A 26,363-nucleotide genomic window follows, 5' to 3' on the forward strand; every position below is an offset into this window, starting at 1 on the left:
GTTACCCAATCCCACATTTGAAACTACAATGAAAAATAAAGATTTGGAACGCCTCTGCTTTTTTGTGAACAAAGTTGTTTAAAAAGGTTATTTGGATTCTCATATCGAAAAAGTAAAATACTATAGACGAAGACCATAAAATTTGTAGACTATAACTAAATTTGAAACAAGGTTTAGGATAGATGAATGTTTTATTGAAACCTATCTTTACAGAGGACTGGTAAATAGTTTTCATATTCGTTAGTACATCGGTCCTAAATCTAAAAGTAAAATAGGTATTTGGGTCAATAACATCTTTGATTTAGATGTTATTGACCCAATTTAGAAAATATCTATTAAGTTGCCATGAGTAATTTTAGAACTGAAAGAGGGACTTTCGTAAATTCAGGGATAATAATACTCACTAAATTAAAGATCTCTATAAAGAGAAGAATTTAGAAACTAAAGAAATTAGTGTGATGGTGCTTGATTGTAGTTAAATATAAAATATGTCGTTTTGAGTTGAAGTAAGATGTGTAATTGGAAAAGATAACAGGTTAATATATTTCTAATCATTTAAAGGGAAGGGTATGTGATTGAGGTGAATAATTCATATAATGAAAAGACGCATACATCGATTAAACAATTATTAAAAAATTTTTCATCAAAAGCTCCCGGATTTACATATATTTCTAGTTTTGATAGCGGCGTAACTTATAAAGGTGCAGTTGGCTTAGCTTCTATAGAGAAAAATCTACCCATGACTACCAAAACCGTTTTTAATATAGCCTCAGTTTCTAAACAATTCACAGCATTTTCTATATTACTCTTAGAACAAGAGAGGAAATTGAGTTTAGATGATTCAATTTTAAAATTTGTCCCTTCTATAGGTGCATATGCTGAACCTGTAACATTGAAACATCTAATTCATCACACGGGTGGACTAGTTGATTATATGGAATTGGCTGAAGCAGCAAATATTAAATATACAGACACATTAACTGTAAAAGAATCGCTAGAACAACTTAAAAGTCATCAAATTGCAAGGTTCCCGGTTGGAACAAAATTTGAGTATAGCAATACAGGATATTTTTTATTGTCACTAGTGGTAGAGAAGGTAAGTGGCAAGTCTCTACGTCAGTTTGCAAAGGAACGTATTTTTGATCCTTTGCACATGAAAGACACAACAATTGTGGATTGTTACCCAACTACTATATCAATTGCCAGTGGATATTCGAGGAATGAGCAAGGAACATATAAAATCTATGAAAGCCCTTGGGAACATACAGGGGATGGGGCAATTCATGCAACAGTTGAAGACCTGGTAAAATGGGGAGAGCATTTAACTAAAGGTACCGTTGGTGGAAAAGACCTTGTTAAAAGGATGAGCGAAATAGGTCCAAAAATTTCTCCAACTGGAGAGACAATTATTGACAATGAAGATTATGCTTTTGGGCTAAGGCTTGCGGAAGGTTTTAACTGTAAATACTTAGAACATTCAGGAAGCTGGGCAGGTTATCGTTCACACTTCATGAGGTTTCCAGAAGTATATTTGTCTGTTGTGGTACTAAGTAACTATGATGAATTTGACTCTAAAAAATATGCTAATAAAATAGCAGAAATTGTTTTAGAAAAGTAAAAAATAGAGGGTAGAATACAGTATTGGGATTTAGTTTATTTCACGTTGTTTTATATTGTTTTAACGGTATTTGCCTTACACTTCCTCCAAATCTAATCAAACAAATGGATATAATCTCAGAATCAGAGTTGGATTTTTTATGTTTTTATTTCTCTTTTTACATTTATCTTTTAATGAGATAAATGCTTTTTTAGTTCATAATAAAAAATAACCAGAAAAATTGTCACAAAATCCGTTTTTCTGGTTTCTCTATAATACAGGTATCAAATAGAGAGTAAGATTTAAACTAACATGTTAACCATAGAAAATGAAGAAAGTCATGCGTCTGCTAGGACCTTTGAAGATTTATTTAAGCAGTACTATGCTTTTGCTGTGAAACAAATCATATAGATTGTTATAGATCAATCTATCGCTGAAGAGTTAGCATAAGAAGTATTTTTACAATTATATCGTAGCGATTGGGTAAGTTTCATTACCAAATGAAACTTACCCAATCGACCGCTATCAAGACAAAATGTATGCAACCATGATGATTAATTTAACTCAAATACCTTTTGTTCCAGAAGCAGTAAAAAATATGAAAGCCATCGCAGTATTTCTTTCTCCAAACTTTGCTAAAGACTTGTCCAACTTATCAGGAAATTTTTGTATTAGAGAATATGGTTCTTTAGAGGAACTAGTACCAAATGAGATGTCACTTACGTTTCCAAATCTAAAACCTTTTCCCTTAATACCTAGATTACTTTTTGGGAATATAGAAAAGCAAACAAAACAACACTTCAAAAAGTTCATTTTTTCATTTTGGGTTAATTCTAGATTCTTAAGTTGATGGATATAGATTATTAACTTAAAACAACATAATTTCAATTATCTAGAGACAACGGTCTTTCATTAATATAATAAATGGAAGGTCATTTAATTCCCTATTTTTGGATATGTAAAATTACATAAAAAAACATGTTTAAATAAGACGCGCTTTTATATATAACTAGAGGTAGAGAAGAAAAACTATTGTTTAGGGTTAATTTAAAATTTTTATTTTAATCGATGTGTGTTGGTATTCCATTAAGAGAGAAATTAAGCAATTAGCCTTTGCTAATCGCTCTTTTATTAGAGCTATTTAACTTTCGTTAATAAGATGAATATCCACATAAGAATCTTTATATTTAGAAAGGGATAAAATATGAAAAAAATCGTATCAACACTATGTATAGCTGGAGTGACTTTAACTATTTTAGGAGTATGTCCTCAAAGTAGTTATGCTCATCTCGATCAAATTGATTTAAATGAGAATGATCCTATTACTGCAAGATGGTCTGCAGAAGCTCCGTATCATTCTGATAAAAGTACACATTTATGGATTGCAAAACAAGCTATTGAAATTATGAAAACAGAATCTAATATTGAAGCAAATAAGCAGGCTGTGGACTTTTTAAATTATCCACAATATAAAGATTTATTTTCTAAAGGATTATATGATGCAGATTATAATGCAGAGTTTAACGATGGTGGTACAGGAATAGGTGGCGTTTTTAAAGGCGGATGGAAATCTCATTTTTATGATCCTGATACTAAAGAAAATTATAGAGGAGAAACAAATCCAACCGCTCTTACACAAGGTAAGAAATACTTTTATGAATCTGGAGAACATTTACGAAATAAGGACTATGAAAAAGCTTTCTATTACTTAGGAGTAGCCACGCACTACTTTACAGATGCTACTCAACCTATGCATGCAGCAAATTTTACTGCAATTGATACGAGAGCTATAAAATATCATAGCTACTTTGAAAATTATGTTACAACCATTCAAAAGCAATTTGCAGTCAATACTGGAGGGAACTATAATAATTCTCTATCCACACCTGAAGAATGGATTGATTATGCAGCTCGAGTAGCTAAACCTGAAATCCAAAATATTACTAATGATAAAACATTTAAGTATTATAATAGTGGTAAGGCACAATTGTGGCAAGAAATGGTTACCCCAGCTGTGCAGCGAAGCTTAGGAGAAGCTCAGCGCAATACAGCAGGTTTCTTAAATCTGTGGTTTAAAACTTTTACTGAAAATGTGAAAGCTCCAAGTATAGAGACTGCATTAATCTATGATATAGAAGGAAACGTCATAGAAGCAGGGAAAAACTATTATATTGTACCAAGTGAATCTCCTTATCAAGGTCTAACATTTGAATGGTATATAGCAAATCGTTACGATTATGTCACACTTGCAAATAAAGAAAACAATGGTTTATCTGGTACACCTATGGAATTTGAATTCTACAAAGAAAATGATGCAAAGCTACACCACGGGGAGAGTATATATCTTCGCATGAAGCACTCAAATTACGACCAATTCCAATATTTAAATTGGTCTAATTATTCTAGTTGGATTCACCTTGCTCAAAAATCTGATAGTTTAGCTGATTTTAAAATTAAAATTAACCTGGATAATCCTACAGAATATAATATTTTTACAGATGACTATCCATTAAATTATGAGAATATAAATGCAAAGAAAAATTGGATTGTACTAGGTGAAAAAAAACAAAAACCTAGCTCATGGAAGTTTATCCCTGTTAGATAACCTAAAAAGAAAAACACTCGTCCTTAATCAGAACGGGTGTTTTTCTTTTTAGGAATTATAACCCAGAAATTTAATGTTAAAATTTTATCGTTTTTCGACAGAAGACTCCTTCCTCAAAAATGAGAAGGTGTGAAATACCAATTTTAGGTGAACAAACATTAGATCATATAAATGAATTAGTTTATTTTGTAATTGCTGAAAATAAGCAAGTATACAGTTCATATCAAATGTAAAGCATGTTCCAATCATATAACTTGTTTGTTTGAAAATTTATTTCATGATTTTACATTTGTAACCATCCACGTTTTTTGAGCTCTTTATACAAATTACTCACGTGGCACCCCATTTCCTTTGCAATATCTGGATAATTTACTCCTTGATTATATAAAATTATTGCTTGTTTGCACTTTTCATCCCATTTTTCTTCTATCGTTTTTACTTTTGTCAATCTCTTTCTAAATTCTTTTTTACCCAGCGTAATAAGTTTTTTTCCTATTTCGCATTGTTCAATACAATACTGTTCTACATCCGTTTGATATTTACAATTTTTACAATATTCATCCTGCAAACGTATTATTCTTACTTTTTTCGCGACCGCTCTCATATCGTATTCACTCCGATTTGATTTATATATATCATAATTTTACGAGCGTACTCTTGCTATTTACGTTAATCTTATAATTAATTCCAGTAAAAGCTTTACCGGTGGTCTTATTCTCTGTCCTTTCTTAGCAAAATTTACTGTTGACAAATATCATTCCACTTTAATTTCCTAAAGGGTAATTTTATTTAGAATTGTTAACTTGGAACTGATAAATATCCAAAAATGAATGCATTAATAATTCTGTATTCCTAGAAGAATGATAGTGGCCATCACTATCTCCAAAATAGAAGAAATTACTAGTACTATAACTAAATAAAAGGAAAATAAATCCACAAAACAGGTTTTATTTGCTTTTGTAGACAATCTAACAATAGGAGGTGTTTCGTCTGTTACAGGTTACCCACCAATCTGTAGTAAAGCTTTACTTAAATTTTTTTTCTTGAAAATTGTATTTAAAATGTACTCTATAAGTAAATTGATCCATTTTTTGCATCCGTATTCTTTGTTTCGTGTATCTTTTGCCCTGTCTTTAATGCTTTATATTTTCAATGATTGCTTTTTCTTTTGATTTAATAATTTCTATCTAATATATATTACTATTAACTTCCTAATATTTTTATGCTTATCTATATAATAAAAAGAATTTTATGAATTGAGACCAGCCAATTATATATATATTTTCTCAGCCATTGTGAATCCTTCATCCCTTGCCACGAATTTTTACAATGTTATTTTTTTTACTGTGTTTATTTCATTTTTTAGCGATAATTCTAATGAAAAAACAACAGATTGATTTACGGAATCAGTCTGTCCAAAATCAGAAAGAATTCATCCATTAAAAATAGAACAACATATAGAATATCATATATTATAATTAATAAACTTAATTTTATTGAAAATTGAAATATTAAGCAATATTCCTATTGCTATTAAATTAACCATTAAAGAACTTCCACCAAAACTTACAAATGGAAATGGGGTACCCGTAAGAGGAAGTATTCCCGTAATACCGCCTAAATTAACAACAGATTGCAAACCAATCATACACCCTATACCAATTGCTATAAAACTTCCGAATGGATCTTCACATAGCTGTGCAATTTTTAGTGAGCGAAGAACTATAGCTAATACTCCGGCCATTATTATGAATACACCAATGAATCCTAATTCTTCAGAAACGATTGCCATTATAAAATCAGTATGTGGTTCGGGGAGATAACCAGTTTTTTGAATGCTATTTCCAAATCCACGTCCAATAATTCCTCCTGAGCCAATGGCAATAAAAGAATTTACAAGTTGATATCCATTTCCCTGTGCATCAACAAAGGGATTGATAATTGTAGTAATACGTGTCTTTTGAACATCTGACAAACTAAATTGAATCAAAAAATATAAAATAGGTAACCAAAAAATAGCACCTATTATAGTTCTTTTAATTAATAGATTTATATTTATTCCCGAGCAAAGAAATATGCTAAAAACTATACCTAATATTAAAAGTGCAGATCCTAAGTTTGGCTGTTTATAGATTAGGAAAAAAATTGTAGCTAAAAAAAATAAAAGTTTTCCGCCCCCAATCCAAATTTGTTTAGCTGACCCTTGTCGCAATGCAAAAAAACGGGCTGTTACAAGTATTGTTCCTAATTTAAGAAATTCAGCTGGCTGTATTCCAAAGATCCATGATTGAGCATTATTTACCACCTTTCCTTTCCATAAAACCATAATTAACAAAAAAATCCCTCCAATCATAATACAGATTGAGACTATTCGTTTTTTCCATATTTCATATGGGAGAATAGCACAAACTATTAGCCCAATTGTTCCTAAAAATAGTTTTATTAATTGAGAATCAACAAAATGCCTACTGTTATAACCGTAATGTTGAACAGCAACAATGGAGCTAGCGCTATACATCATGATAATACCTAAAGTACATGTTATGAATAGAGGGAGGAGCAATAGATAATCGAGTTTTATTATTTTTTTCATTTTAAAATCCTCCTGATTTACATTAACACTTAATATTACATTTGCTAATGAATAGAATCTTGTTCTCAACAAGTATTAAATAGTACTTTTGTTTTGAGAGATTCTATCGCTTACACCCTGTTTTCTTACGCAAAAATCCCCCTTAGTTACATACTAGGGAGGATTCAAAATGGCATGACTAAATAAAGCTTTTCTCCCCCTAGTAGAGCTTTGGCACTATACAACGTAAAGTAATGGAAATTCATTACTTAGCTATCTTAAGAAGAGCCTTAATCCGACAATTCCTGTTCTACCCATTGGCGTCTTTCGACATTTTTGGGCAATAGCCTGTGTTTGTATAGGAGCCTCACCTAACAGGTTTAGCAATATAAATTTTATGTGTTTGTTCGTGTAGCCAGCATAAATACTTTTTTTTTGCTTGTCAAGTAAACGTATTGCTAACTTTATATTCTTTATTGCTTTATAAATCTTTGAGAAATGATGTGAGAAATTATATTTAATTGTCTCATATAGATACATATTTGCGACTTGGAATGTATAATTTGATTAAGTAGTTTAACCATATAAATTTGATAAACAGTAAAGAAGATATTAATCATAAAATAAGATTTTTTGAAGAATGTTCTTTTGAAGTACGGTATGACTAATGATGTAACTGCTGCTATAAAGTTACGAATTAATCATAAACAATAAGTTTCTTATACGAAATTTCATATGTTTTATAACGTTTTTTTGAACTAATTGTATTTAAATTTTAAATCTTTTAAGCTGAATTTCAAATTTGTAATAGAATCTAATTACATTTCTCTAAAAAAGAATTTTTTATGAATCAAATCGAAAGTTAGTTGACAAATATTAAATTCTGGTTTAAATTTTGAAGTAATTCAATAATCTTTGTTAGGTGAGGCTCCTGTATAGAGAAACGCTGCTGCCCAAAAATGTCGAGAGACGCCAATGGGTCAACAGGAACGGTCGGATTAAGGCCCTTTTTAATGTAGCTGGTTATAAAAACCTATGCTATACAGTGCTAAAACTCAACGAGGGAGTGGTATACGATTTGATAGAAAGGCACCTCTGGGATTATTGCAGAGCTGTCTTAATAATCATTTATTTGTATTGTAAAAAAACCTTTACTCCTTTTTGAGTAAGGTTTTTTTTGTTTAATGTTATTTATTTTTATCTTGTCTATATTCAAAAAGGAGGTAGTTCTTAATAAATTGATTGCAATGTAACTATTAATGCTCTAATCAAAATTTTAGACAGATAAAATAATACAACACCACTCATGAAACTCTAGAGTCTCCCTTAGCAATATGAGGAGGAGTTAACATGAAGAAATTATTAAATGAATTACTTGTAACCCAAAATGATTTGGATGCAGATAAAGTTTTACGTCATCCGTCGTATGATGTTGCGCAAGAAATAAAACGGTTTTCAATAGAAGATCAAGTCATATTACTAGATAAGATTCCTGTATTAAAAAGCTCAAAAATTCTACAACATTTGAGTACAGAAGAAAAATATAATATCTTAATTCACTTATCTGAAAACAAAGCTAAAAAGTTACTAAATTTACAACCGATTGATGAAACAGTAGATTTACTTCTAGCGGTTCATCCGGAAAAACAAGCTAAATTAATGGCGTATTTAAATAAAATTACAAAACATAATGTGAAAAAATTAATGGCTTTCAAACCTGAAACAGCAGGAAGTCTTGTCACAAGTGATTTTGTTGCAGTTAGAGGGAATTGGTCAGTAAAAATGACATTGAAGTACATTAGGGAACATTCTAAAAATGTAGAATCAATTTCTTATATTTATGTTCTTGATAGTCATGGTTATCTTAAGGGAATCGTTTCCATACATGAGTTATTACTAGCAGCAGATGAAGAGATATTATCCAATATCATGATTCGAGAGGTGATTTCAGTACCTGCTGAGGTTGATCAGCAAGAAGTTGTAAAAAAGCTACTGAATTATAATTTAGCAGCAATACCCGTAACAACAGCAAATAATGAAATGATTGGTATTATAACATTTGATGACGTAATGAATGTTATGGAAGCAGAGGCTACAGAAGATATCCAAAAGTTAGGTGGAAGTGAACCATTAAATCAATCTTACTTTGAATCTAGTATTTGGAGCATTTTCTTTAAACGTCTACCATGGTTATTGCTTCTTTTTGTTGCTGAGGCATATACAGGTACAGTACTAAAGTATTTTGAAGACGAAATTGAAACAGTAGTTGCCCTTGCTTTCTTTGTTCCATTATTAGTGGGTACTGGAGGGAATACAGGAACACAGGTTGTAGCAACAATTACTCGTGCAATCGGTATTGGAGAGGTGAAATTTAAAGACATTTTCCGTGTAATGAAAAAGGAATTTGCAATTGGCATGCTTCTCGGACTTGCACTTGGGGTAGCTGGGCTCATTCGTGCTTATATGTTAGGGGTTGGAACAGAAGTTGCACAAGTTGTAGCAATCACTTTATTATTTATTGTTATTTGGGCTTCGCTTGTCGCAGCTGTTTTACCTTTGATTTTGAGAAAATTTAAATTAGATCCTGCAGTCGTTTCTGGTCCATTTATTACAACATTTGTTGACGGAACAGGATTAGTAATATATTTCTTGGTTGCAAAAACGTTATTAAATTTGTAAATATACACTGAAATAAATAAGAAATGTAGAATAAGTATTTTGCCTTGCTTGCTAAGACATAGTGAGGAACTCGGGAATAAGGGAAACAAACACTTTTGTCTTTAGGTAAATAATATTTTAAAGGATTCATTGAATGTAATTAATGCCGGAGGATATAACTATGAAACATCTAAGAAAAATCTTCAAACGAATTTTGCTTCTTCTTTCTATTTTCATGCTTATTGGCATAGGAATATTATTTGGTACTAACTATGGCCGAGATCTTCGTGTAACAATTGCTGGGAGTATACTAACTTCTCAGCATCCACAATATGCGAAATATACATTCCTATCCCAAAAGGAACTAGATAAATTACAAGATAGAATTAATCATCCCAAATGGTCAAATAGTGATGAGAATATTTATAAAAAAATAGCAGGAAAAAGATTAGAAGAATTAAAAAATCAGCCATTAAAAATTGACGTAGAAACGATTAAAAGTAACAAAGATAGTCGCTTTCTTTTCGAAGGAAAATTAGTCACTATTAGTAACCCTTTCAATGTTAAACTTGTTAGCCATCAAGGAACACAGGGCGATAAAAGAGGAGAAAAAATTAGCGTAATGGCAAAACGTAATCATGCACTTGTTGCTGTGAATGCAAGTGGATTTACTGATGAAACAGGAAGGGGTGGAGGAAATATTGCAACTGGAATAGCAATAGAAAATGGGAAAGCAATTGATACAAATATAGATAAAAATACCCCTACAATTATTACGGGCTTAACAAAGTTTGGACAAATGATAACAGGGAATTATTCTACCCAACAACTTTTGGATAAACAAGTCGTTTCAGCAGCAGGATTTATGCCACAGCTAATTGTAAATGGAGAAAAAATGATTACAGAAGGAGACGGTGGTTGGGGTTCTGCTCCGCGAAGTATTATGGCACAAAAAGAAGATGGCACAATAATGTTTCTAGTGATTGACGGTAGGCAGACACATAGCATAGGAGCTACGTTAAAAGAGTGTCAAGATATTCTATATGAAAAAGGAGCAATAAATGCGATGGCTATGGATGGAGGTTCTTCTGCTACGCTATATTTAGGAGGAAAGGTTATAAATTCACCTTCTACATTATCCCATGAAGATCGTTATTTACCGAATGCTTGGATGGTAACAGCAAACCAAAAACAAGAAATAAGGGTGACAATAGATGGGGAAAAAATAGATACTAAAAAATCAAATGAATTTGATGCAAATATTGCAACTGATTTATGAATGCTTAAATAAATGAAGGTTTAATTAAAGTTTAAAAACTAACATACAAATAGTGTAATAAAATTGAAAGTTTTATCATTTAAAATTCATTAAAGAAAAGCATATAGAGATACTCAATCATATGGAAAATCTCCAAGAGTTTAAAAGAAGGATAAATAATGTATACAGCTTACACTCATATTCAATTATATGCTTTTAATCTTATAGTATTTGCTACAGCTATGTGAAATGGACAACCTGTAAAAATAATTGTTGTGATCAGATGAGTAAAGATTAATGCGCAGAATGAATTAGTAATCATACCTGAAGACATTTCATCAAACATCAAAGCAACACATTAGTCGCTTTGATGTTTGTAATGATAAAAGCATGGCATATTGTGTCACTCTTTTTTACACTTCATAACAAATAAGGATAAAAGAACAAAGTAAGTTATGCTTTAAACCTTTACTGATGAGAAAATGTTTGTATAGACCCACACACTTATTATTAGGTAATGTATGAAAGAAATTAAAATGATAAGACACAGACTTATAACTACACAATTGAATTAAACAATAATATTTTGAAACAAGAGTAAAGTTAAGGTGGGGATAAATATGAATGCTAACCAAAAAACGTCCTTATTGGCAGCGTGGATTAGTGTAATTAGCAATATATTTCTGACTCTCATCAAAATTATAGTCGGTTTACTTTTCAAAAGTCAGGTATTATTAGCCGACGGGATTCATAATGCTGCCGATGTTGTAGCATCCGTAGCCTCATTGGGATCAATGAAAATTTCAAACCAGCCAGCTGATGAAGATCATCCTTATGGACATGGTAAAGCAGAAGTTATATCATCAGGAATTGTAGCTGTGATTTTAATTTTAGCGGCTTTATTTATGGTTTATGAATCAATAAAGTCATTATTTGAACCAGCGACAGAACCCCATATAATTGCTTTTATAGCAGCGATTATTTCATTAATATGGAAGCAAATTTTATATGTATACACAATACGAATTGGTCGAAAAACAAGCAGCAAAGGGCTTATAGCAACTGCTTATGATCATCTTGCTGATGTTTATGCCTCAATTGCAGCTGTAATTGGAATAGGTATTGCTTTGATAAACAATATCTATTCCATTCCATATGCAGCTTATGGGGATCCTTTAGCCGGTATTATTGTTTCTTTTTTCGTATTAAAGTTAGCGATTAGTATGGGGAAAGAAGCAATATATATATTAATGGAAGGTGGTATTCCTACCGAGAAATGTAGTGAATATAAGAGAGTAATTCAGGCCCATCCTTTTGTAAAAAGAATTGATAGAATGCGCGCACGTGATCATGGTCACTATGTATTAATTGATATTAGAATTAGTGTTCCGGCACATTTAAGCATCCAGCAAGGACATGATATTTGTAGGGATATAAAAACTACTATTATAAATCAGAACCCAGAAATATATGAAGTACTAATTCATTTAAACCCATGGTATGAGGAGAAGTAGGTTTATTGAATTATAGATAGATATAAGTAAGTAGTTAAACCGTCCTTTTTAGATATTGGAGAATACATTATTTATAGAAGAAAAAACGTCCTATTAAAATATAGGACGTTTTTATCTATGATTTACTAATTTCCCAACCTTCGCGTGTTTTTCTAATTCAATTACAATTACCTTTTTAGAATCTTTTTGTTACAAAGCATCAACAAAATCTGAAAGATAAATATTATTGAGGGGGGAATGAATTAATATATGAGGGTTCATTTTCATTATTTGGCTCTCAAATGAAGCAACTTTAGTATTCACTCAAAAATCCATTGTCTATGAAACAACTAGATTTTTAAACGGTTTTAATAGACATCTGCCAAAAATACAATAGACAGATATCTATTGTATTTTTGGCGGCAAGATTAAATAGCTTTTTTGTTACTTTACAGTAAAGTATACTTAATATCAGTAATTCATGTAATTAGGAGTGATTTCTATATTTAAGGAAAATGTAAAAAGGATACTACTAAAAGTACATAATTTAAATCGAACCATAAGCTTGCCGGCAAATTTATGGTTCGATTTTTTTTAGTGCAAAGATAGCGTTCTAAACGGGTATCACCACATCGCTATCAACTTAAAAGAGTAAACCCCAATTGTAGGAATCTAAAATTTTCATTTATCTAATTCTAACAAGAGACAGTTTTTATATACCAATTAAAGTAGAATTTTAACTATGTATTTTTTATATAATAAAATTAAATATATAATGAATAATGCATGACATTTAAAACCACTAACTCTAGCAGAGAAAATAATAAAAGTTCAGCAATTTTGCATTGCTGAACTTTTATTATTTATTTTTTCCTATTCTGCCTAAACTATCTTTAATAGTTGTTTCCCCAAGTTGTGTATATAGCAAAGCTGTATCTTGGCTCGTATGCCCGAGTTGCTGCATTACTTGTAACGAGTCTTTTTCTTCCATATATAATTTATTTGCCAATGTGTGTCTTAATTTATGAGGAGACATTTTTTTGCCATAGGCCTTAGTATATTTTTCTACTATATCTTGGATAGCCCTAACGGAAAGTGGCTGTGCAGTATGTTTATACTTTGATAAAAACACATTTTTTAATTCTTTTCCTGGAGCATATTTGTTATCTCTAATTTCCATATACTTTTCAAGGTCATTCAATGCAATTGGGGTAATCCATACAGAATCTTCTTTGTTTCCTTTTCGGATTACATCAATTAGTCTTTCTTTTAAGTTTATATCTTCCATACGAAGATCGGCCAATTCGCTTACTCGAATACCACTACCAAGAAAGAGGGAGAGGATAGCTACATCACGATCTTTATCTCTTAGGAAATAGAACAACTGATGTTTTGTTAACGATTTCTCATGCTCATACTTCACGTAATTCAAAAATTCTTGATCGTCATCATTATGGAATATTTTAGATCTCATACGTTTTGCACGAGCATTTAATGTTTCTTTATCTTTATGTATTTCTATTTTAGCCATTACATTTCTATAAAAATAACATTCTCCATCTTCATTTTCTGATAGGGAGGTAAGGTACTTAAATAAAGACTTTAAGGCTGAAATTTTTCTGTTAACAGAGGAATTCTGCATGTTTTGTTGTAGTTTTAGAAACCTCATAAAGTTCTCAACATCTTTTTTCTTTAAATTTTCCAAATCAGAGAAGGATATGTCTTTAATCGGCTTAAATTCAATAATTTGTTCAGATAATAGCCAATTAAAGAAGACCCTAAAATCATATACATAATTCAGTAGGGTGGAGGGAGAGGCATCATGCAATTCTTTGTACTCCACAAATTCTTCTATGTAAAAGGGCATTTCATTTAAATTCTCGTATAATTTCTTACGATGTACGGATTTTTGACGTTGCTTGCTGTATTCCATAAAAATCACCTCATATACACTATAACAGAAAATAGACACGAACACAAGTTCGCATTAAATTCAATTTTTATACGAACTTATTTACATAATTATATTATGCAATACCAAAATATACTCAAATCTAAATGGTATAGTGTAGTTAATCAATAGAAAATTATAGCTAACCAAGTAATGATTTTCTATTAGACCATAAAAATTCGTGCAAAAACTACATATAAATGTATGTAAAATAAAACAATTTACATATATAAATTCACACAAAAAATTAATATATGAAAACAGTTTAAAATTCGTTATCTAACATGAATTGGTTAATTTAATCATAATTATGAGGAGTTAATCAGATCAACATAAAAAAAATCCTATATAGTAAAAGGTAATTTACTATGAATAGTTCCAATGAATAGTTCAGTATTTAATGATTCCTATATAAAATATGAATTATATAGACACATACCAATATACTGAGATTCATGAAATTGAGCTCGAAATCCCTAAATACTGTATTAGATTTTTATTTATACATTCTATTATTCGTAAAATTGGTATTTCGCGCGAAGTTATAAATGTTTATTTTTCTCTCCTTTTATAAAGGTATCATATACCTTACCTTTCATCAGTATAAATATGATACATTCAGCTATACATATTTATATTGATGAAATTGTTGCTTATAGGACATTGCCAGTGTCTAACATTTTAATACAAAACAGTTAACTTTAACTCCTTAAGACAAAATAGATGGTGTCTTTTACAAAATTTAATTGTTGTGATGTCGAAGTAGAGCATTTCCTTTAATTCTTTTTATTGTACTTGGTTTAGCTGAGCATTCCGCTAAATATTATTTAAATACAGATTTTAAAATATAACTACTAAATTTCTCTTTCTGTCTCAATGATATAAGTATTCTTTTCTTTTTGAGATTTATTCACTTGTTTTTTACAAATACCTATGTGATGTATTATGTAAGTGCGAATCCGTACATCCGCATTCGCACTTACATAATAACATGCCAATTTGACTTAGATAACTGCAATCCAGTATATATCGTTTAATCTTTTGATTATCAACCGGGATTGTAATGGCGTTTGCGCGAGATGCGTAAATATTCTATCTTTTAACACTCTCACTACTAATACTAACTAGATCAATTCTTTATTTTTTTCAGATTCATATATTCTTCTAAAGTTAGCTTTTCTTGATATATATTGTCAGCGATATCTCCTACATAACGAATATGCCAAGGTTCATATGCATATCCTGTTATACTTTCCTTACCTTTTGGATAACGAATGATAAATCCTGCACGATGCGCGTTATCTTTTAGCCATTTGCCTTCCTTCGTATTTGCAAAGGCTAGCTCTAGTCCATTGTTCGCGCTTTTCGATGAAACATCCATTGTTAACCCTGTTTGATGTTCGCTATGCCCTGGCTTTGCAGAGAAGCGATTCGTATGCTCTTGCCCATTCTTTTTAACATTGCTGGCATACAGGCCTTTTTGATACTCATAGGAACGAAATCCTGACACAGCATTCAACTGTATACCATCTTGCTTAGCTAAAAAGAATAGTTTTTCTAACGCTTCCGCTGCCTCTTTACGAAGGTGACTTTTTTCTACCGTTCCACTAAATGAGAAGGATACATTTGGTACAACTAAATCCTCTGGTTTATAGTTTTCGGGTAAACCATATTCCTTATTTATTACAGCCTGTATACTTGAAAAAGAGCTTGCAATCTTACTTGAAGTCCCATTTTGCTTTCTATTTTTTTCATTATTTATGGAGTTTTCACTAGTTTCATGGTTTGTCTTATATGGCTCTTTACCAATAGATATATTGGTGTAAATGATAAAGGTACCTAACATTACTACTATACAAGTTAAGGTTCCTACTAATTTAAGTCTCATCATTCATTTCCTTCCTGCAACTCCTACAGTTACTCGTTTATCATACTTCAACCATATCAAATCCATATTAATTCCCTGTGAACTTTTCTTCATAACGTATTTCTTAATAGATTGATAGTATATCTTCCTGTTCTTTTTACACCCTTAAAATACCAGTTCTATTCATACATGTAGAAAAATAATTTAAAAATTTGTATAATAAGATAAGAAGTGTAGCATTCTATTATAGAAAGGTCTTGGTATAATGCTAGGTATTGATGTAAAAAAAACAAAAGAAGCGTTAATTATTTCATGGCAATTGGCGGAGGTTACGATCCCATTACGTGATGTGCTTGAGGTTACCGAAGATGCTACCTATGCTGGAGTTGAAGAACCAACTGCAATCCGTATTGGAACAGCATATGGGACAACTGACCGTATATTAATTAGAACTGTAAAACAAAATTATGTATTATTTACTACAAACAAAGTGTCGATTTTAAAAGCTATTCTCGCTTAAATATGGTCATATACATAGACTCAAACAAAGATCGAATAAAGCAAAGGAGAGAAGTCATAGAATAGACTTCTCTCCTTTATTTAATTGAAATGAATATAATAATCCATACTCATTTCAGTATAGCTTTTATAATCTAAGAACATCTTTCTTTTTTGATTCTGATATTACTAATCAAATTAAGACCAAATCCACACATCATCATTATTTTGAGTGCTATTGTTTACCTCATGCACTTTTTCGATGTGATCAACTGTGTTGTAATTAATAGAAATGCCGCCCCAGCCTACATACTTCATATCAATTTTCACTTTCTCACCTGTTTTAAATGCTTGTCCCTTTGTTAAGAACACGTCAATAACGTCTTTCTCCCCATTTTGTGTTGGATACTCAACTACGACATATTTAGTAGCACTGTCTTCCATCGTACCTACTTCTGATACTTCACCAATCACATAATCAGGTGAGCCATTTTCTTTCAAATGCATACCTAGTTTATTTGTAGTATTCTCAACTTCTGTTGCAACCATATACTCCGTAAAGTTACGCATCATAGATCCAGTCGCTTTTACTTCGTCTCCTACTTTCACATTTGAAATATTTTCTATATAAACACTAACAGGTTCTTCATATTGTTTAGATTTAACAACAATCACACCATGATCCACTTCTACTACACGTCCTTCTAACGTCGAAAAATTCGTTTCAATAGAAGCTGCACTCGCTTTTGTTGCTTCTAATCCTGGTAGATTTGTTCCTGATAATGCTGCGAACCCTAAAGCACCTGCTAAGATTAATTTTTTCATACCCATTCGATAACATCTCCATTCATGATGATTGTATTTGTTTGATTGGTATTCACCAACCTGTAACAATTATAGTTACAGGTTGTGCAAAATTGCAACCATTTTACACATGCAATCTTGCATATCATTATCCTAAAATATAAAAATGTGAGCTCACGGGCTTTTATTTGTGTAATTTTAATTTATTTTAATAAAAAAATATGGGAGCTTTTCTACATTTGAAATTATTAAGACCTAATTTTAAAAAGGTTAATGAATTAAAGAGCATAATATATAAGTCTTAGATAATATGTTATGCCCTTTTTTATTCAACTAACGCACCCGTTAACATAATAAAATCACTACGTCTATTACTTCAAATCAGAGGATAACATTCCATATACAAGACTATCTGTCCATTCATTTTCACTCCAAAAATCTTGTATAAAATGGGCTTCTTGTCTCATGCCTATTCGTTCACACAATTTTTGTGAAGCTGTATTACGTGCATCAAGATTAGCTTGTATACGATGTACATTAAATTCATCAAATAATTTACATACCAAACTACTTACTGCTTCTGTTGCCAAACCTCTCCCAGCTACTTCATTTGAAAAACTATAACCAATCTCAACAGTGTCTTTCATATCTGTGTACCATACTGATAGATCACCAACTACTTTAGTCCTGTATATGACTGCCAAACTTAATATTGATTCTGTAGTGAGTACATTGTTTGCTAGCTTCTGATCGAATCTTTTCTGCATATCTTCATGAGTCCACTTATTATGTAAAAGGTACTTACATGTGTCATCATTATTATAAATAGCAAATACATCCTGTAAATCAGTACCCTTAAACGGTCTAATTATTAATCTTTCTGTTGTGATTTCCAAGTTAGCTTTCCTCCCTTACATTCATTCTACAAAACATTTTTTATAGTATTGAAACCTCCTTCTCAGATTTCATCTAGATTACATATTTCATCATAGTAAATTAAAATCCTTCTTCCACTAACTGCACCGTTAGCTGGATAAGAAAAAGAGCTACAATCGTAGCTCTTAAATTACTATTGCATCAATGTGCTTATACTCAATAATTAACAATAATGTAACTTAATTTGGACTCCATACCTTCTATCTATTGGTAATAAGAAGGTAGTAATACTGTATTAATCCTCATGTCTTTCATGCATCTCTATTTTTTTATTTAGTAAATCTTTACCCCAAACTTGCATTGCTTCTAATACAGGTATAAACTTCTTACCTTGCTCTGTTAGTGAATATTCTACTTTGGGTGGAACAACATTATAAACTTCTCTGAGTACTAGCTCGTCCTCTTCAAGCTCTCTTAATTGTCTAGTTAAGATTCCTTTTGAGATACCAGGTAACATCCTTAATAATTCATTAAACCTAATAACTCCATTCTTGCTTAAGTACCACAAAGTCACAATTTTCCATCTGCCTACAATTGCATTTTGGGTAACTATTAATGGACAAATCTCTTGCTGTATTTCTTTAGAAATCAATTCATCTTGATAACGAAAGTTTGCTAACTTCACTCGAAACGTATCACCGTCGATATGATCCAGTATCGTAGCTTTGATGATTCTATTAGCATTTTGTTTCTTACTCTCCCCAGGTACTGGGTTCATTGCCTGCTCGATCAATTCTGGTTACTGCAGTTTACCCGTAAACCCCTCTTTTTTACAGGTACGGACGCTGCTGCCTCATAACTATCCTCTTCTTTCTTATTTTGCTTTGTTTCGCTTCCTTTCTGCTGGTCTTTCTCCGCTACATTTCTTGTAACGGAAATTCCAGTATCATCTTTGCTACTACACCCTGTTACCACTCCTAAAATCATGCACAATATAGAAATGAACCATAAAATTTTTTTCATCGTATACCTCCTCTTTTCTTATTTTTCTTCCCTTACATCATAACGAGATTGGAATCCTTGTTGGAAAAACTATTGATTTCTATGATTTAGCAAAGGTTTATGTATAAATCCATTGCTTAACTCCTCTACTCTTTCAAATGGACTTTTTATGATATGTATGCAGGATTCCCCCATACATGTACCGAAACCCCAATAGGAAAACATTCCACTAATTACCATTCTCATTTCATACCATTACATTTTGGAGGTTAAACAGGATGACAAAGAAGAAAAAAAAGAAGTTACAAAAATCAGCACTTTCTTTTACTCTACTCTTTTCTTTAGGTGTTTCTTCTTTTCCGCTTACAACAACGATTCATGCGGATACACAAGTGACACAAACTGCAGAAAAGAAACCAGTCTCTTTAACGGAGCGTACGTCTTTATTTTTTGAATATCTCCAGCAAGGCAAATATGCAGAGGCACTTCAATTGACGTCTGCTGCTTTTCAATCCAATTTTACGGCAAACATATTACAAAACTGGTGGACACAAAGTGGCGGGAGCAGGATTACAAGCATGGGAACACCTGTTATTAAAGAACGAAACTTAGTCCATCAAACGGTTGAAATTCCAGGAGCTATCGAAGGAACTACTATTCCACTACTCCTTAAATTCACGCCTGGCGGCAAAATTGATGAAGTTGGCGTAAGGACGACGCCACAGAAATCTTATACCATCCCGCATCCTAGTTATGACCAACCTGATTCCTACCAAGAACGTGAAATCGTAATTGGAAATACTACATACCCGTTACCAGCCACATTAACGGTTCCAAAACATAAACCTGGCGAAAAAGTACCTGTTGTTGTTCTTGTTCACGGTTCTGGTCCACAAGATCGTGACAGTACATTTATGGGAGCTAAAATCTTTAGAGACCTTGCAGCTGGTCTTTCATCAAGCAGTATCGCAGTGCTACGTTACGAGAAACGTTCCTTAGAACACGGTTTTAAAATGAGTGCAGAACCTGCTACATTAGACCGCGATACTACAGATGATGCCATATATGCAGCAAAATCAGCAGCGCAGCAGGAAGGCATTGACCCAGATAACATTTTCATTCTCGGACATAGCCAAGGAGCAGGTACCATGCCGCGCATACTAAGCAAAGCACCTTCATCACTTGTAAGAGGAAGTATTTTAATGGCACCACCTGCACGTCCATTTACTGACATGCTCCTTGATCAGTATCAGTACCTCGGGGCACCTAAGGAATATATAGATGAACTAAAAAAACAATTCGCTTATATTAAGGATCCTACTTTTGATCCAGATCACCCACCAGCTGGTTATAATTATCCTTCTCCACATTTCATGTATGATGTGACTCGTTGGCGTCCAGTTGAGGAAGCGAAATCACGAAAAGAGCCATTACTGATTCTGCAAGGCGCACGTGATTATCAAGTAACTGTAAAAGACGAGTTTACGAGATGGCAAGAAGGGCTTTCAAGCCGCAGTAATGTTCAGTTCAAAGAATATCCGAAATTGAATCACATCTTCACGGAGGGCGACGGGGAATTCAGTCATCCTAGTGAATACGAAGTCCCTTCCAATGTTCCTGCGTATGTCATCCAGGACATCGTTACATGGGTCAATGAGACAAAGAAATAAGAAAACAACAAAAGCCATCATGCAATCATCATTTCGTGATGGCTTTTGTGATATTAAAACATGTCATATCAGAAATTAATTGCTTCTATGAATTGATATTTTTACAGCGCTTATTTGCTTCATATCTTGCTATTCCTGATCCGTCAGTGCAAGAATACAAAATTTATTTCGATATGTAAGAATGCATATTATTTCTCTTGGATGTTATGATATACTCTCTTTGTGAGCTGATACAATATTTCTTTAGATTGGAAAACTAAAACCTCATTAACCCAAGTTGGGGGCGCCATTTGGCGTCTTTTTTTAGTTTTGCTCCATAGGCATTTAGCTTAGATATTGAAGTAACCCCAAAACAAAAAATAAGCTGCCCATTTGGAAAACTTATGTACATCATTTTCGAATGCGGGAGTTCCATCTTTCAAAACTAACCTATTAAATAGGGTTAGATGTATAAACTATATTAGTATCGGAATACTCTCGACTTGGGGTTACCGTAAATGCTTTCTCCTAATCATCCATATCGATAAATGACTTACTTCTGATCAATTTGCCTTTGTTGTTCTTCGTTTAAAAGGAGCTAGTTTTACATACGATAAAGCACTAAAAAAACTGTGCACAAAAACCTGCATGGTAACAAGTTTTTGGCACAGTTCTATTATTTAATCCCTTTCATAAGTACCTGAATCTTTGGAGCCATGAAATATAAAATAACACTTAAAACAATGGATATTCCGCCAATTACACCGAAATAAATAATCTCTGTTTCAGGATTATATAATCGAACAAGCTGCGCATTGATAGCTTGTGCAGATGCACTCGTTAAGAACCATAAACTCATTGTTTGAGCAGAGAACGCTGCTGGTGCTAGTTTTGTAGTAATAGATAAGCCGACAGGTGATAAACAAAGTTCCCCGATTACGACTAAAAGGAAGCTAATGATTAACCAAATTGGGCTAACAAGGGATTCGGTACCATGGATATATGCAGGAATAATCATCACTAAGAATGATAAACCAGCAAATAATAAACCGATAGCAAATTTATTTGCTGTACTTGGTTGGCGTGAATTCAGCTTTACCCAAAGCCAAGCAAATACTGGTGCTAGTAAAACAATATAAATAGGGTTTAAAGATTGGAACCATGAAGATTGAACCTCAAATCCTGCAAAGTTTAACTGCGTACGTTGATCAGCATAACTAGCTAAGATGATTGCTCCCTGCTCTTGAATCGCCCAAAACATTGTAGCAGCGATAAATAGTGGTATGTAAGCAATTAAGCGAGATTTTTCAACTTTTGTCGTCTTTGGACTACGGTACATAAAGACAAAGTAGCCTGTTGGAATTAGAATACCTAAGATACTTACTAGTAAAGTAAATCGATCAATCGTTAAAATACCTGTTGGAATTGTTAACACACAAACTACTGCAATTGCGATAATACCAATACTAAACTGTATAAGGACCTTTTTTCTTTCCTTGTCTGTTAAAGGATTTGGTACTTGCGTTCCTGCTAATCCTAGATTTTTCTTTTTCGTAAGAACATACATAATTAATCCAAATAGCATACCAATTGCTGCCACACCAAAACCTAAGTGGAAGTTATACTTTTGACCGAGTGTTCCAATCACAAACGGAGATAATAGTGCTCCTAAATTAATACCCATATAGAAAATACTGAAACCTGAATCACGACGAGTATCTGTTTCACTATATAAATCACCAACAATACTAGATACATTCGGTTTTAATAACCCTGTTCCAAGTACTAAAAATACCATTGAGATAAATAATGTACTAACCGTTCCTGGTAGAGCTAAGATAAGATGACCAATCATTATTAAAACGCCACCCCAAAATATTGTTCTACTTGAACCTAATAGGCGGTCAGCAATCCACCCACCAATAATGCCAGACATGTAAACTAACGAACCATAGATAGCCATAATGGATGCAGCTGTGGCGTGATCCATCCCTAAGCCACCTTTAGAAATGGAATAGTACATATAGTAAAGTAATATTGCTCTCATTCCGTAGTAAGAAAATCGCTCCCAAAATTCTGTAAAGAATAAAGTAAATAGTCCTTTGGGATGTCCAAAGAAACCATTTTGCGGAACGGTGCGGATAATATCGCTTTTGTTAAGCTTCTCCATAAAAATACACTCCTAATATACAGATATAATAATACCAATTAAGTATATAACAAAAAATAGAAAATTTAAACAAATATCAACCAGTTAAATGATTAGATTTTTTAGAAAACACTAAATTATATATTGTTTTTAATGTTGATTTCATTTAAATTATATAATATAGATATATTAATTCGAGTGTTAATACTGTATTAATATAAATACAAATGTAGGAGGATTTACATATTGTCAATGAAAGTCGTTGCCATAGAAGATATTTATCAAGAAATATTGGATGGAAAACGGAAACGATTCCCTCCGAATACTTGGAAAGAAGATATGGATAATAAGCTCGCCCGTAGAGTAATCACATATTTATTAAACAGTATCTTAAAATGGGATAAGGAAGACATCAGAAAAAAATGGAATACTCAATTACTTGTAAAGTATAAATTACGAGGATTACTCAAACATAGATACGAAAATAGCCCTTTTAAAGCAATAAATGATTTATACCCAAGTGAGTTTAAAGAATGGGAGTTTGGTATGACTCCTTTAAATTTTTGGACGAAAGAAAAGGCATTAACGATTTTGAGATGGATGATTGAAGAAAAAAAAGGTTTATCGAACGAAAAGCTCTTACGCGTATACGGCAAAAAATGGTTGGAGAAAAACAAACTTAGTGCCCCTCTGGCTATGTACTGGAATAGTAGTCCGTTTGCAATGATTAACGATCTGTACCCTAGTCGTTTTAAAGAATGGGAATTTCTCATGACACCCAATAACTTCTGGACAAAAGAAAAAGCATTAGAAGCATTGAAATGGACCATTGAAGAAAAAGAAAAATTAACGCCCGAACAAATACTGGATGTTTACAATATAAAGTGGCTAAAGACTCATAGATTAGCATCTCCATGTCAATTAATGTGGGGAAATAGTCCATTTAAAATGATAAACGACCTATATCAAGGTCGCTTTAAAGAATGGGAATTTAAAGTTACACCAGTTGGCTTTTGGTCCAAATGTAAAGCAATAGAAGCATTAAGATGGACCATTGAAGAGAAAGAAAAACTGGATGAAAAACAGCTATTAAAAGTATTTAATCAACGATGGCTCATAAAACAAAAATTACGGACACCCTTACAACGCTATTGGAAAGGAAGCCCCTATGGAATGCTTTTTTCTTTATATCCAAATCGATTCTCTAAAAGTGTGTTAAAAGGGTATTGTAATAATTAAAGTGGAAATGCAAATAGTAAAGGACTTATCGCAACTGCTTATAATCCTCTTGCTAATGTTTACGCATCCATTGCGGTTGTAATTGGAATCGGTATTGCATTGTTAAACAATATTTACCCAATCCCCTATGCAGCTTATGGTGACCCACTTGCTGGGATAATTGTATCCTTTTTTGTTTTAAAGCTTGCTATTAGCATGGGGAAAGATGCTACCTATATATTAATGGAAGGTGGTTTACCAACTGAGAAAAGTAGTGAATCCGAGAGAATGATCCAGGAACACCCTCGAACAATCGCGGGTGTTTTTAATGGATAAAGAATACAATCGGTATGAATAGAATTTCTGCTCTTTTCATACCGATTTACATTCGTTTATAAGTTTCATACCATATTCGCGGAAAAATGGCAGCATCTCTTTTATAAATAAGGCTCAAATATTACCATATCTGATAAAGGAAATATTAATGTAACGCTAGTTCCTTTATTCATTTCAGATTCAATCCCAATTTTCAATCCTAATTTTGAACAAAGTTTTTCGCATAGATATAATCCCATTCCTGTACTTTTGCTAAATCTCCTACCATTCTCTCCCGTAAATCCCTTTTCGAAAACTCTATTTACATCTTTAGGTATTATTCCTACTCCATTGTCCTCTATGGTTAGTATTACTGAGTTAGCTTTCTTAATTGAATATATACGTATCATTTGTTCTTTGTTATTTGAGTACTTTATAGAATTTCCGATTATTTGATTAATAATAAATTCAATCCATTTCCCATCACTATATACAATCTCATCAATATCCTGAATATCTAATTTTATTCTTTTATGAATAAAATCCCTATAGTTTCTTTTAATTACATTCCTTACTACATTATCAAGGTTGATTTGCTTTATCATATAGTCTTTATTAACGTTATTGCTTCGAGAATAATACAGAACCTGTTCTACAAACCCCTCGATTCGATCTATTTGAGAGTCAATTTTATTCGTTACTTCATTTTGATTATTTGCAATTATTAGCTTTGTAGAAGCTATCGGTGTCTTAATTTCATGCACCCATGTCTCTATATATTCCCTGTAATCTATTTGCATATCTCTATAATACTTTACATTTTCATGCATATCTCTACTTACTTCTTTTAGTATAGCGTTAAGTTTTTCCCCATGTATAAAGTTTGCTTCCTCTACTACCTCTGGAAGCAAGTATTTTTTCTCCAAGTTTTCTAATATGCCATTAATCTCATTATAATAATTTTTACATCTTAAAAATTCTATAGCCATATATGAAATCAATGGAAAAAACCAAATACAAAAGACAAAGAATATGATAATGAACGGAACATGCACAGTCAGCAATATACCTGCTAATATGATATATACCAGTACATTTGATAGTATTACTACTATTTTATCTTTAATAAATTCACCTATATTCATGGCATTATATACCCTAAGCTTCTTCTTGTTGCAATTGGATTATCTATACCTATCTCTTCAAGCTTTTTTCTTAATCTATTTATATTAACAGTTAAGGTGCTATCATCCACAAAATAATCAGACTTCCATAAAGTTTCAATGAGTGAATCTCTTTTTACAATATTTCCGCGATTATTTATTAAACATGAGAGTATTTTAACTTCATTTTTAGTTAACTCTACAGACTTGTCTTGATAAGTAACTGTTGCATTTGAAAGATTTAAAGTAAAATCTCTATAAATTAAGATATGATTCGTCTTGAAATCTCCAGAAGTTCTTCTTAAAATGTTTGTTACTCTTGCTAATAGTATTTCTGTATTATAAGGCTTTGTTATAAAATCATCTGCTCCTAAATTCATACTTATTAGTTCATCTACATCACTATCTCTGCTTGTAACCATGAAGATTGGAACATCTGAAGTTTTACGTATTTCTCTACATATATAATAGCCATCGAACACAGGAAGATTTATGTCTAGTAATATAAGGTCTGCATTCTCACTTTCTATATATTTGATAATATGATTAAAATCTGTGGGAGCCTTTACTTCATATCCATACTTTATAAAAAAATGTTGTAATTCTTCTCTGATGATTTCGTCATCTTCAATCAGAATGATTTTTTTCATGACTTTTCCCTCCCTATACAGAATATAAGGCTATTACC

The 26,363-nt window shown here is 32.1% G+C and carries 19 protein-coding genes, 3 pseudogenes and 2 riboswitches; of the genes and pseudogenes, 11 read left to right on the forward strand and 11 right to left on the reverse strand.

The features are described from left to right. Window positions 1–580: 580 nt before the first annotated feature. The 4 genes and pseudogenes from JDS98_RS06510 (at window position 581) to JDS98_RS06525 (ending at window position 4,202) form a co-directional block, all read left to right on the forward strand. Window positions 581–1,618 (forward strand): serine hydrolase domain-containing protein, encoded by a 1,038-nt coding sequence (locus JDS98_RS06510; protein WP_199633753.1) that lies wholly within the window; start codon window positions 581–583, stop codon window positions 1,616–1,618. Between the two features lie 291 nt (window positions 1,619–1,909). Continuing rightward, a pseudogene (locus JDS98_RS06515) lies at window positions 1,910–2,044 on the forward strand (RNA polymerase sigma factor SigX); the annotation flags it as partial. 67 nt (window positions 2,045–2,111) lie between these two features. Continuing rightward, a pseudogene (locus tag JDS98_RS06520) lies at window positions 2,112–2,363 on the forward strand (DUF1963 domain-containing protein); the annotation flags it as partial. Window positions 2,364–2,801: 438 nt separating this feature from the next. Next, window positions 2,802–4,202 (forward strand): zinc dependent phospholipase C family protein, encoded by a 1,401-nt coding sequence (locus JDS98_RS06525; RefSeq protein WP_098149797.1) that lies wholly within the window; start codon window positions 2,802–2,804, stop codon window positions 4,200–4,202. Between the two features lie 283 nt (window positions 4,203–4,485). Here the strand turns inward: JDS98_RS06525 and JDS98_RS06530 are convergent, their stop codons facing one another. Next, window positions 4,486–4,806 (reverse strand): helix-turn-helix domain-containing protein, encoded by a 321-nt coding sequence (locus tag JDS98_RS06530; RefSeq protein ID WP_088093278.1) that lies wholly within the window; start codon window positions 4,804–4,806, stop codon window positions 4,486–4,488. An 861-nt stretch (window positions 4,807–5,667) separates the two neighbouring features. Beyond that, the gene (locus tag JDS98_RS06535; protein WP_097959394.1) at window positions 5,668–6,795 is read right to left on the reverse strand and encodes an FtsW/RodA/SpoVE family cell cycle protein; all 1,128 of its coding nucleotides are present in this window, start codon (window positions 6,793–6,795) and stop codon (window positions 5,668–5,670) included. A gap of 188 nt (window positions 6,796–6,983) precedes the next feature. Beyond that, a riboswitch (M-box (ykoK) riboswitch) is annotated at window positions 6,984–7,160 on the reverse strand. A gap of 521 nt (window positions 7,161–7,681) precedes the next feature. Then, a riboswitch (M-box (ykoK) riboswitch) is annotated at window positions 7,682–7,849 on the forward strand. A 275-nt stretch (window positions 7,850–8,124) separates the two neighbouring features. Between JDS98_RS06535 and mgtE the strand changes: the two genes are divergently transcribed. The 3 genes from mgtE to JDS98_RS06550 all read left to right on the forward strand — a co-directional run bounded on the left by mgtE (window position 8,125) and on the right by JDS98_RS06550 (window position 12,204). Then, window positions 8,125–9,453: a magnesium transporter gene (gene mgtE / locus JDS98_RS06540; RefSeq protein ID WP_098149795.1), complete on the forward strand. Its 1,329-nt coding sequence runs from the start codon at window positions 8,125–8,127 to the stop codon at window positions 9,451–9,453. A gap of 160 nt (window positions 9,454–9,613) precedes the next feature. Continuing rightward, window positions 9,614–10,711, forward strand: a complete 1,098-nt coding sequence (locus JDS98_RS06545; protein WP_199633658.1) for a phosphodiester glycosidase family protein — start codon at window positions 9,614–9,616, stop codon at window positions 10,709–10,711. A gap of 599 nt (window positions 10,712–11,310) precedes the next feature. Beyond that, window positions 11,311–12,204: a cation diffusion facilitator family transporter gene (locus JDS98_RS06550; RefSeq protein ID WP_097879424.1), complete on the forward strand. Its 894-nt coding sequence runs from the start codon at window positions 11,311–11,313 to the stop codon at window positions 12,202–12,204. A gap of 838 nt (window positions 12,205–13,042) precedes the next feature. Here the strand turns inward: JDS98_RS06550 and xerS are convergent. Continuing rightward, window positions 13,043–14,116 carry a tyrosine recombinase XerS gene (gene xerS, locus JDS98_RS06555; protein WP_098573500.1) on the reverse strand — a complete coding sequence of 358 codons (1,074 nt, stop codon included), beginning with the start codon at window positions 14,114–14,116 and terminating at the stop codon, window positions 13,043–13,045. Window positions 14,117–15,263: 1,147 nt separating this feature from the next. After that, window positions 15,264–16,022, reverse strand: a complete 759-nt coding sequence (locus tag JDS98_RS06560; protein ID WP_199633754.1) for a M15 family metallopeptidase — start codon at window positions 16,020–16,022, stop codon at window positions 15,264–15,266. Between the two features lie 244 nt (window positions 16,023–16,266). Here JDS98_RS06560 and JDS98_RS06565 point away from each other — a divergent pair, with 244 nt between their 5' ends. Then, on the forward strand, window positions 16,267–16,521 hold the full coding sequence (locus JDS98_RS06565) for a SunI/YnzG family protein (protein WP_097954855.1): 255 nt from the start codon (window positions 16,267–16,269) through the stop codon (window positions 16,519–16,521). A 176-nt stretch (window positions 16,522–16,697) separates the two neighbouring features. Here the strand turns inward: JDS98_RS06565 and JDS98_RS06570 are convergent, their stop codons facing one another. The 4 genes from JDS98_RS06570 to JDS98_RS06585 all read right to left on the reverse strand — a co-directional run bounded on the left by JDS98_RS06570 (window position 16,698) and on the right by JDS98_RS06585 (window position 19,202). Next, window positions 16,698–17,330, reverse strand: coding sequence for an ATP F0F1 synthase subunit alpha (locus tag JDS98_RS06570; RefSeq protein ID WP_097959386.1), 633 nt, complete (start codon window positions 17,328–17,330; stop codon window positions 16,698–16,700). A 344-nt stretch (window positions 17,331–17,674) separates the two neighbouring features. Then, window positions 17,675–18,199 carry a GNAT family N-acetyltransferase gene (locus JDS98_RS06575; RefSeq protein ID WP_199633659.1) on the reverse strand — a complete coding sequence of 175 codons (525 nt, stop codon included), beginning with the start codon at window positions 18,197–18,199 and terminating at the stop codon, window positions 17,675–17,677. Window positions 18,200–18,474: 275 nt separating this feature from the next. Then, window positions 18,475–18,864, reverse strand: a complete 390-nt coding sequence (locus tag JDS98_RS06580; RefSeq protein ID WP_307838284.1) for a winged helix-turn-helix transcriptional regulator — start codon at window positions 18,862–18,864, stop codon at window positions 18,475–18,477. 104 nt (window positions 18,865–18,968) lie between these two features. Further along, window positions 18,969–19,202 carry an outer membrane protein assembly factor BamD gene (locus JDS98_RS06585; protein ID WP_098163917.1) on the reverse strand — a complete coding sequence of 78 codons (234 nt, stop codon included), beginning with the start codon at window positions 19,200–19,202 and terminating at the stop codon, window positions 18,969–18,971. 257 nt (window positions 19,203–19,459) lie between these two features. Between JDS98_RS06585 and JDS98_RS06590 the strand changes: the two genes are divergently transcribed. Then, complete coding sequence (locus tag JDS98_RS06590) at window positions 19,460–20,851, forward strand: alpha/beta hydrolase family protein (protein WP_199633660.1); 1,392 nt, start codon at window positions 19,460–19,462, stop codon at window positions 20,849–20,851. A gap of 655 nt (window positions 20,852–21,506) precedes the next feature. On the opposite strand, the gene JDS98_RS06595 is transcribed toward JDS98_RS06590, so the two are convergent. Next, the gene (locus JDS98_RS06595) at window positions 21,507–23,000 is read right to left on the reverse strand and encodes a peptide MFS transporter (protein ID WP_199633661.1); all 1,494 of its coding nucleotides are present in this window, start codon (window positions 22,998–23,000) and stop codon (window positions 21,507–21,509) included. Between the two features lie 225 nt (window positions 23,001–23,225). On the opposite strand from JDS98_RS06595, the gene JDS98_RS06600 reads away from it, so the two are divergent. Then, on the forward strand, window positions 23,226–24,218 hold the full coding sequence (locus JDS98_RS06600; RefSeq protein ID WP_199633662.1) for a DUF4046 domain-containing protein: 993 nt from the start codon (window positions 23,226–23,228) through the stop codon (window positions 24,216–24,218). A gap of 15 nt (window positions 24,219–24,233) precedes the next feature. Then, window positions 24,234–24,503, forward strand: a pseudogene (locus JDS98_RS06605) (cation efflux transmembrane domain-containing protein); the annotation flags it as partial. 131 nt (window positions 24,504–24,634) lie between these two features. On the opposite strand, the gene JDS98_RS06610 reads toward JDS98_RS06605, so the two are convergent. Together JDS98_RS06610 and JDS98_RS06615 are read right to left on the reverse strand one after the other, a co-directional pair. Continuing rightward, complete coding sequence (locus JDS98_RS06610; protein ID WP_199633663.1) at window positions 24,635–25,657, reverse strand: sensor histidine kinase; 1,023 nt, start codon at window positions 25,655–25,657, stop codon at window positions 24,635–24,637. Continuing rightward, on the reverse strand, window positions 25,654–26,325 hold the full coding sequence (locus tag JDS98_RS06615; protein ID WP_199633664.1) for a response regulator transcription factor: 672 nt from the start codon (window positions 26,323–26,325) through the stop codon (window positions 25,654–25,656). The genes JDS98_RS06610 and JDS98_RS06615 overlap by 4 nt, the downstream gene beginning before the upstream one ends. Window positions 26,326–26,363: the final 38 nt, after the last annotated feature.

It is taken from the genome of Bacillus cereus group sp. N11 (assembly GCF_016483605.1).
Taxonomy (GTDB): Bacteria; Bacillota; Bacilli; order Bacillales; family Bacillaceae_G; genus Bacillus_A; species Bacillus_A toyonensis.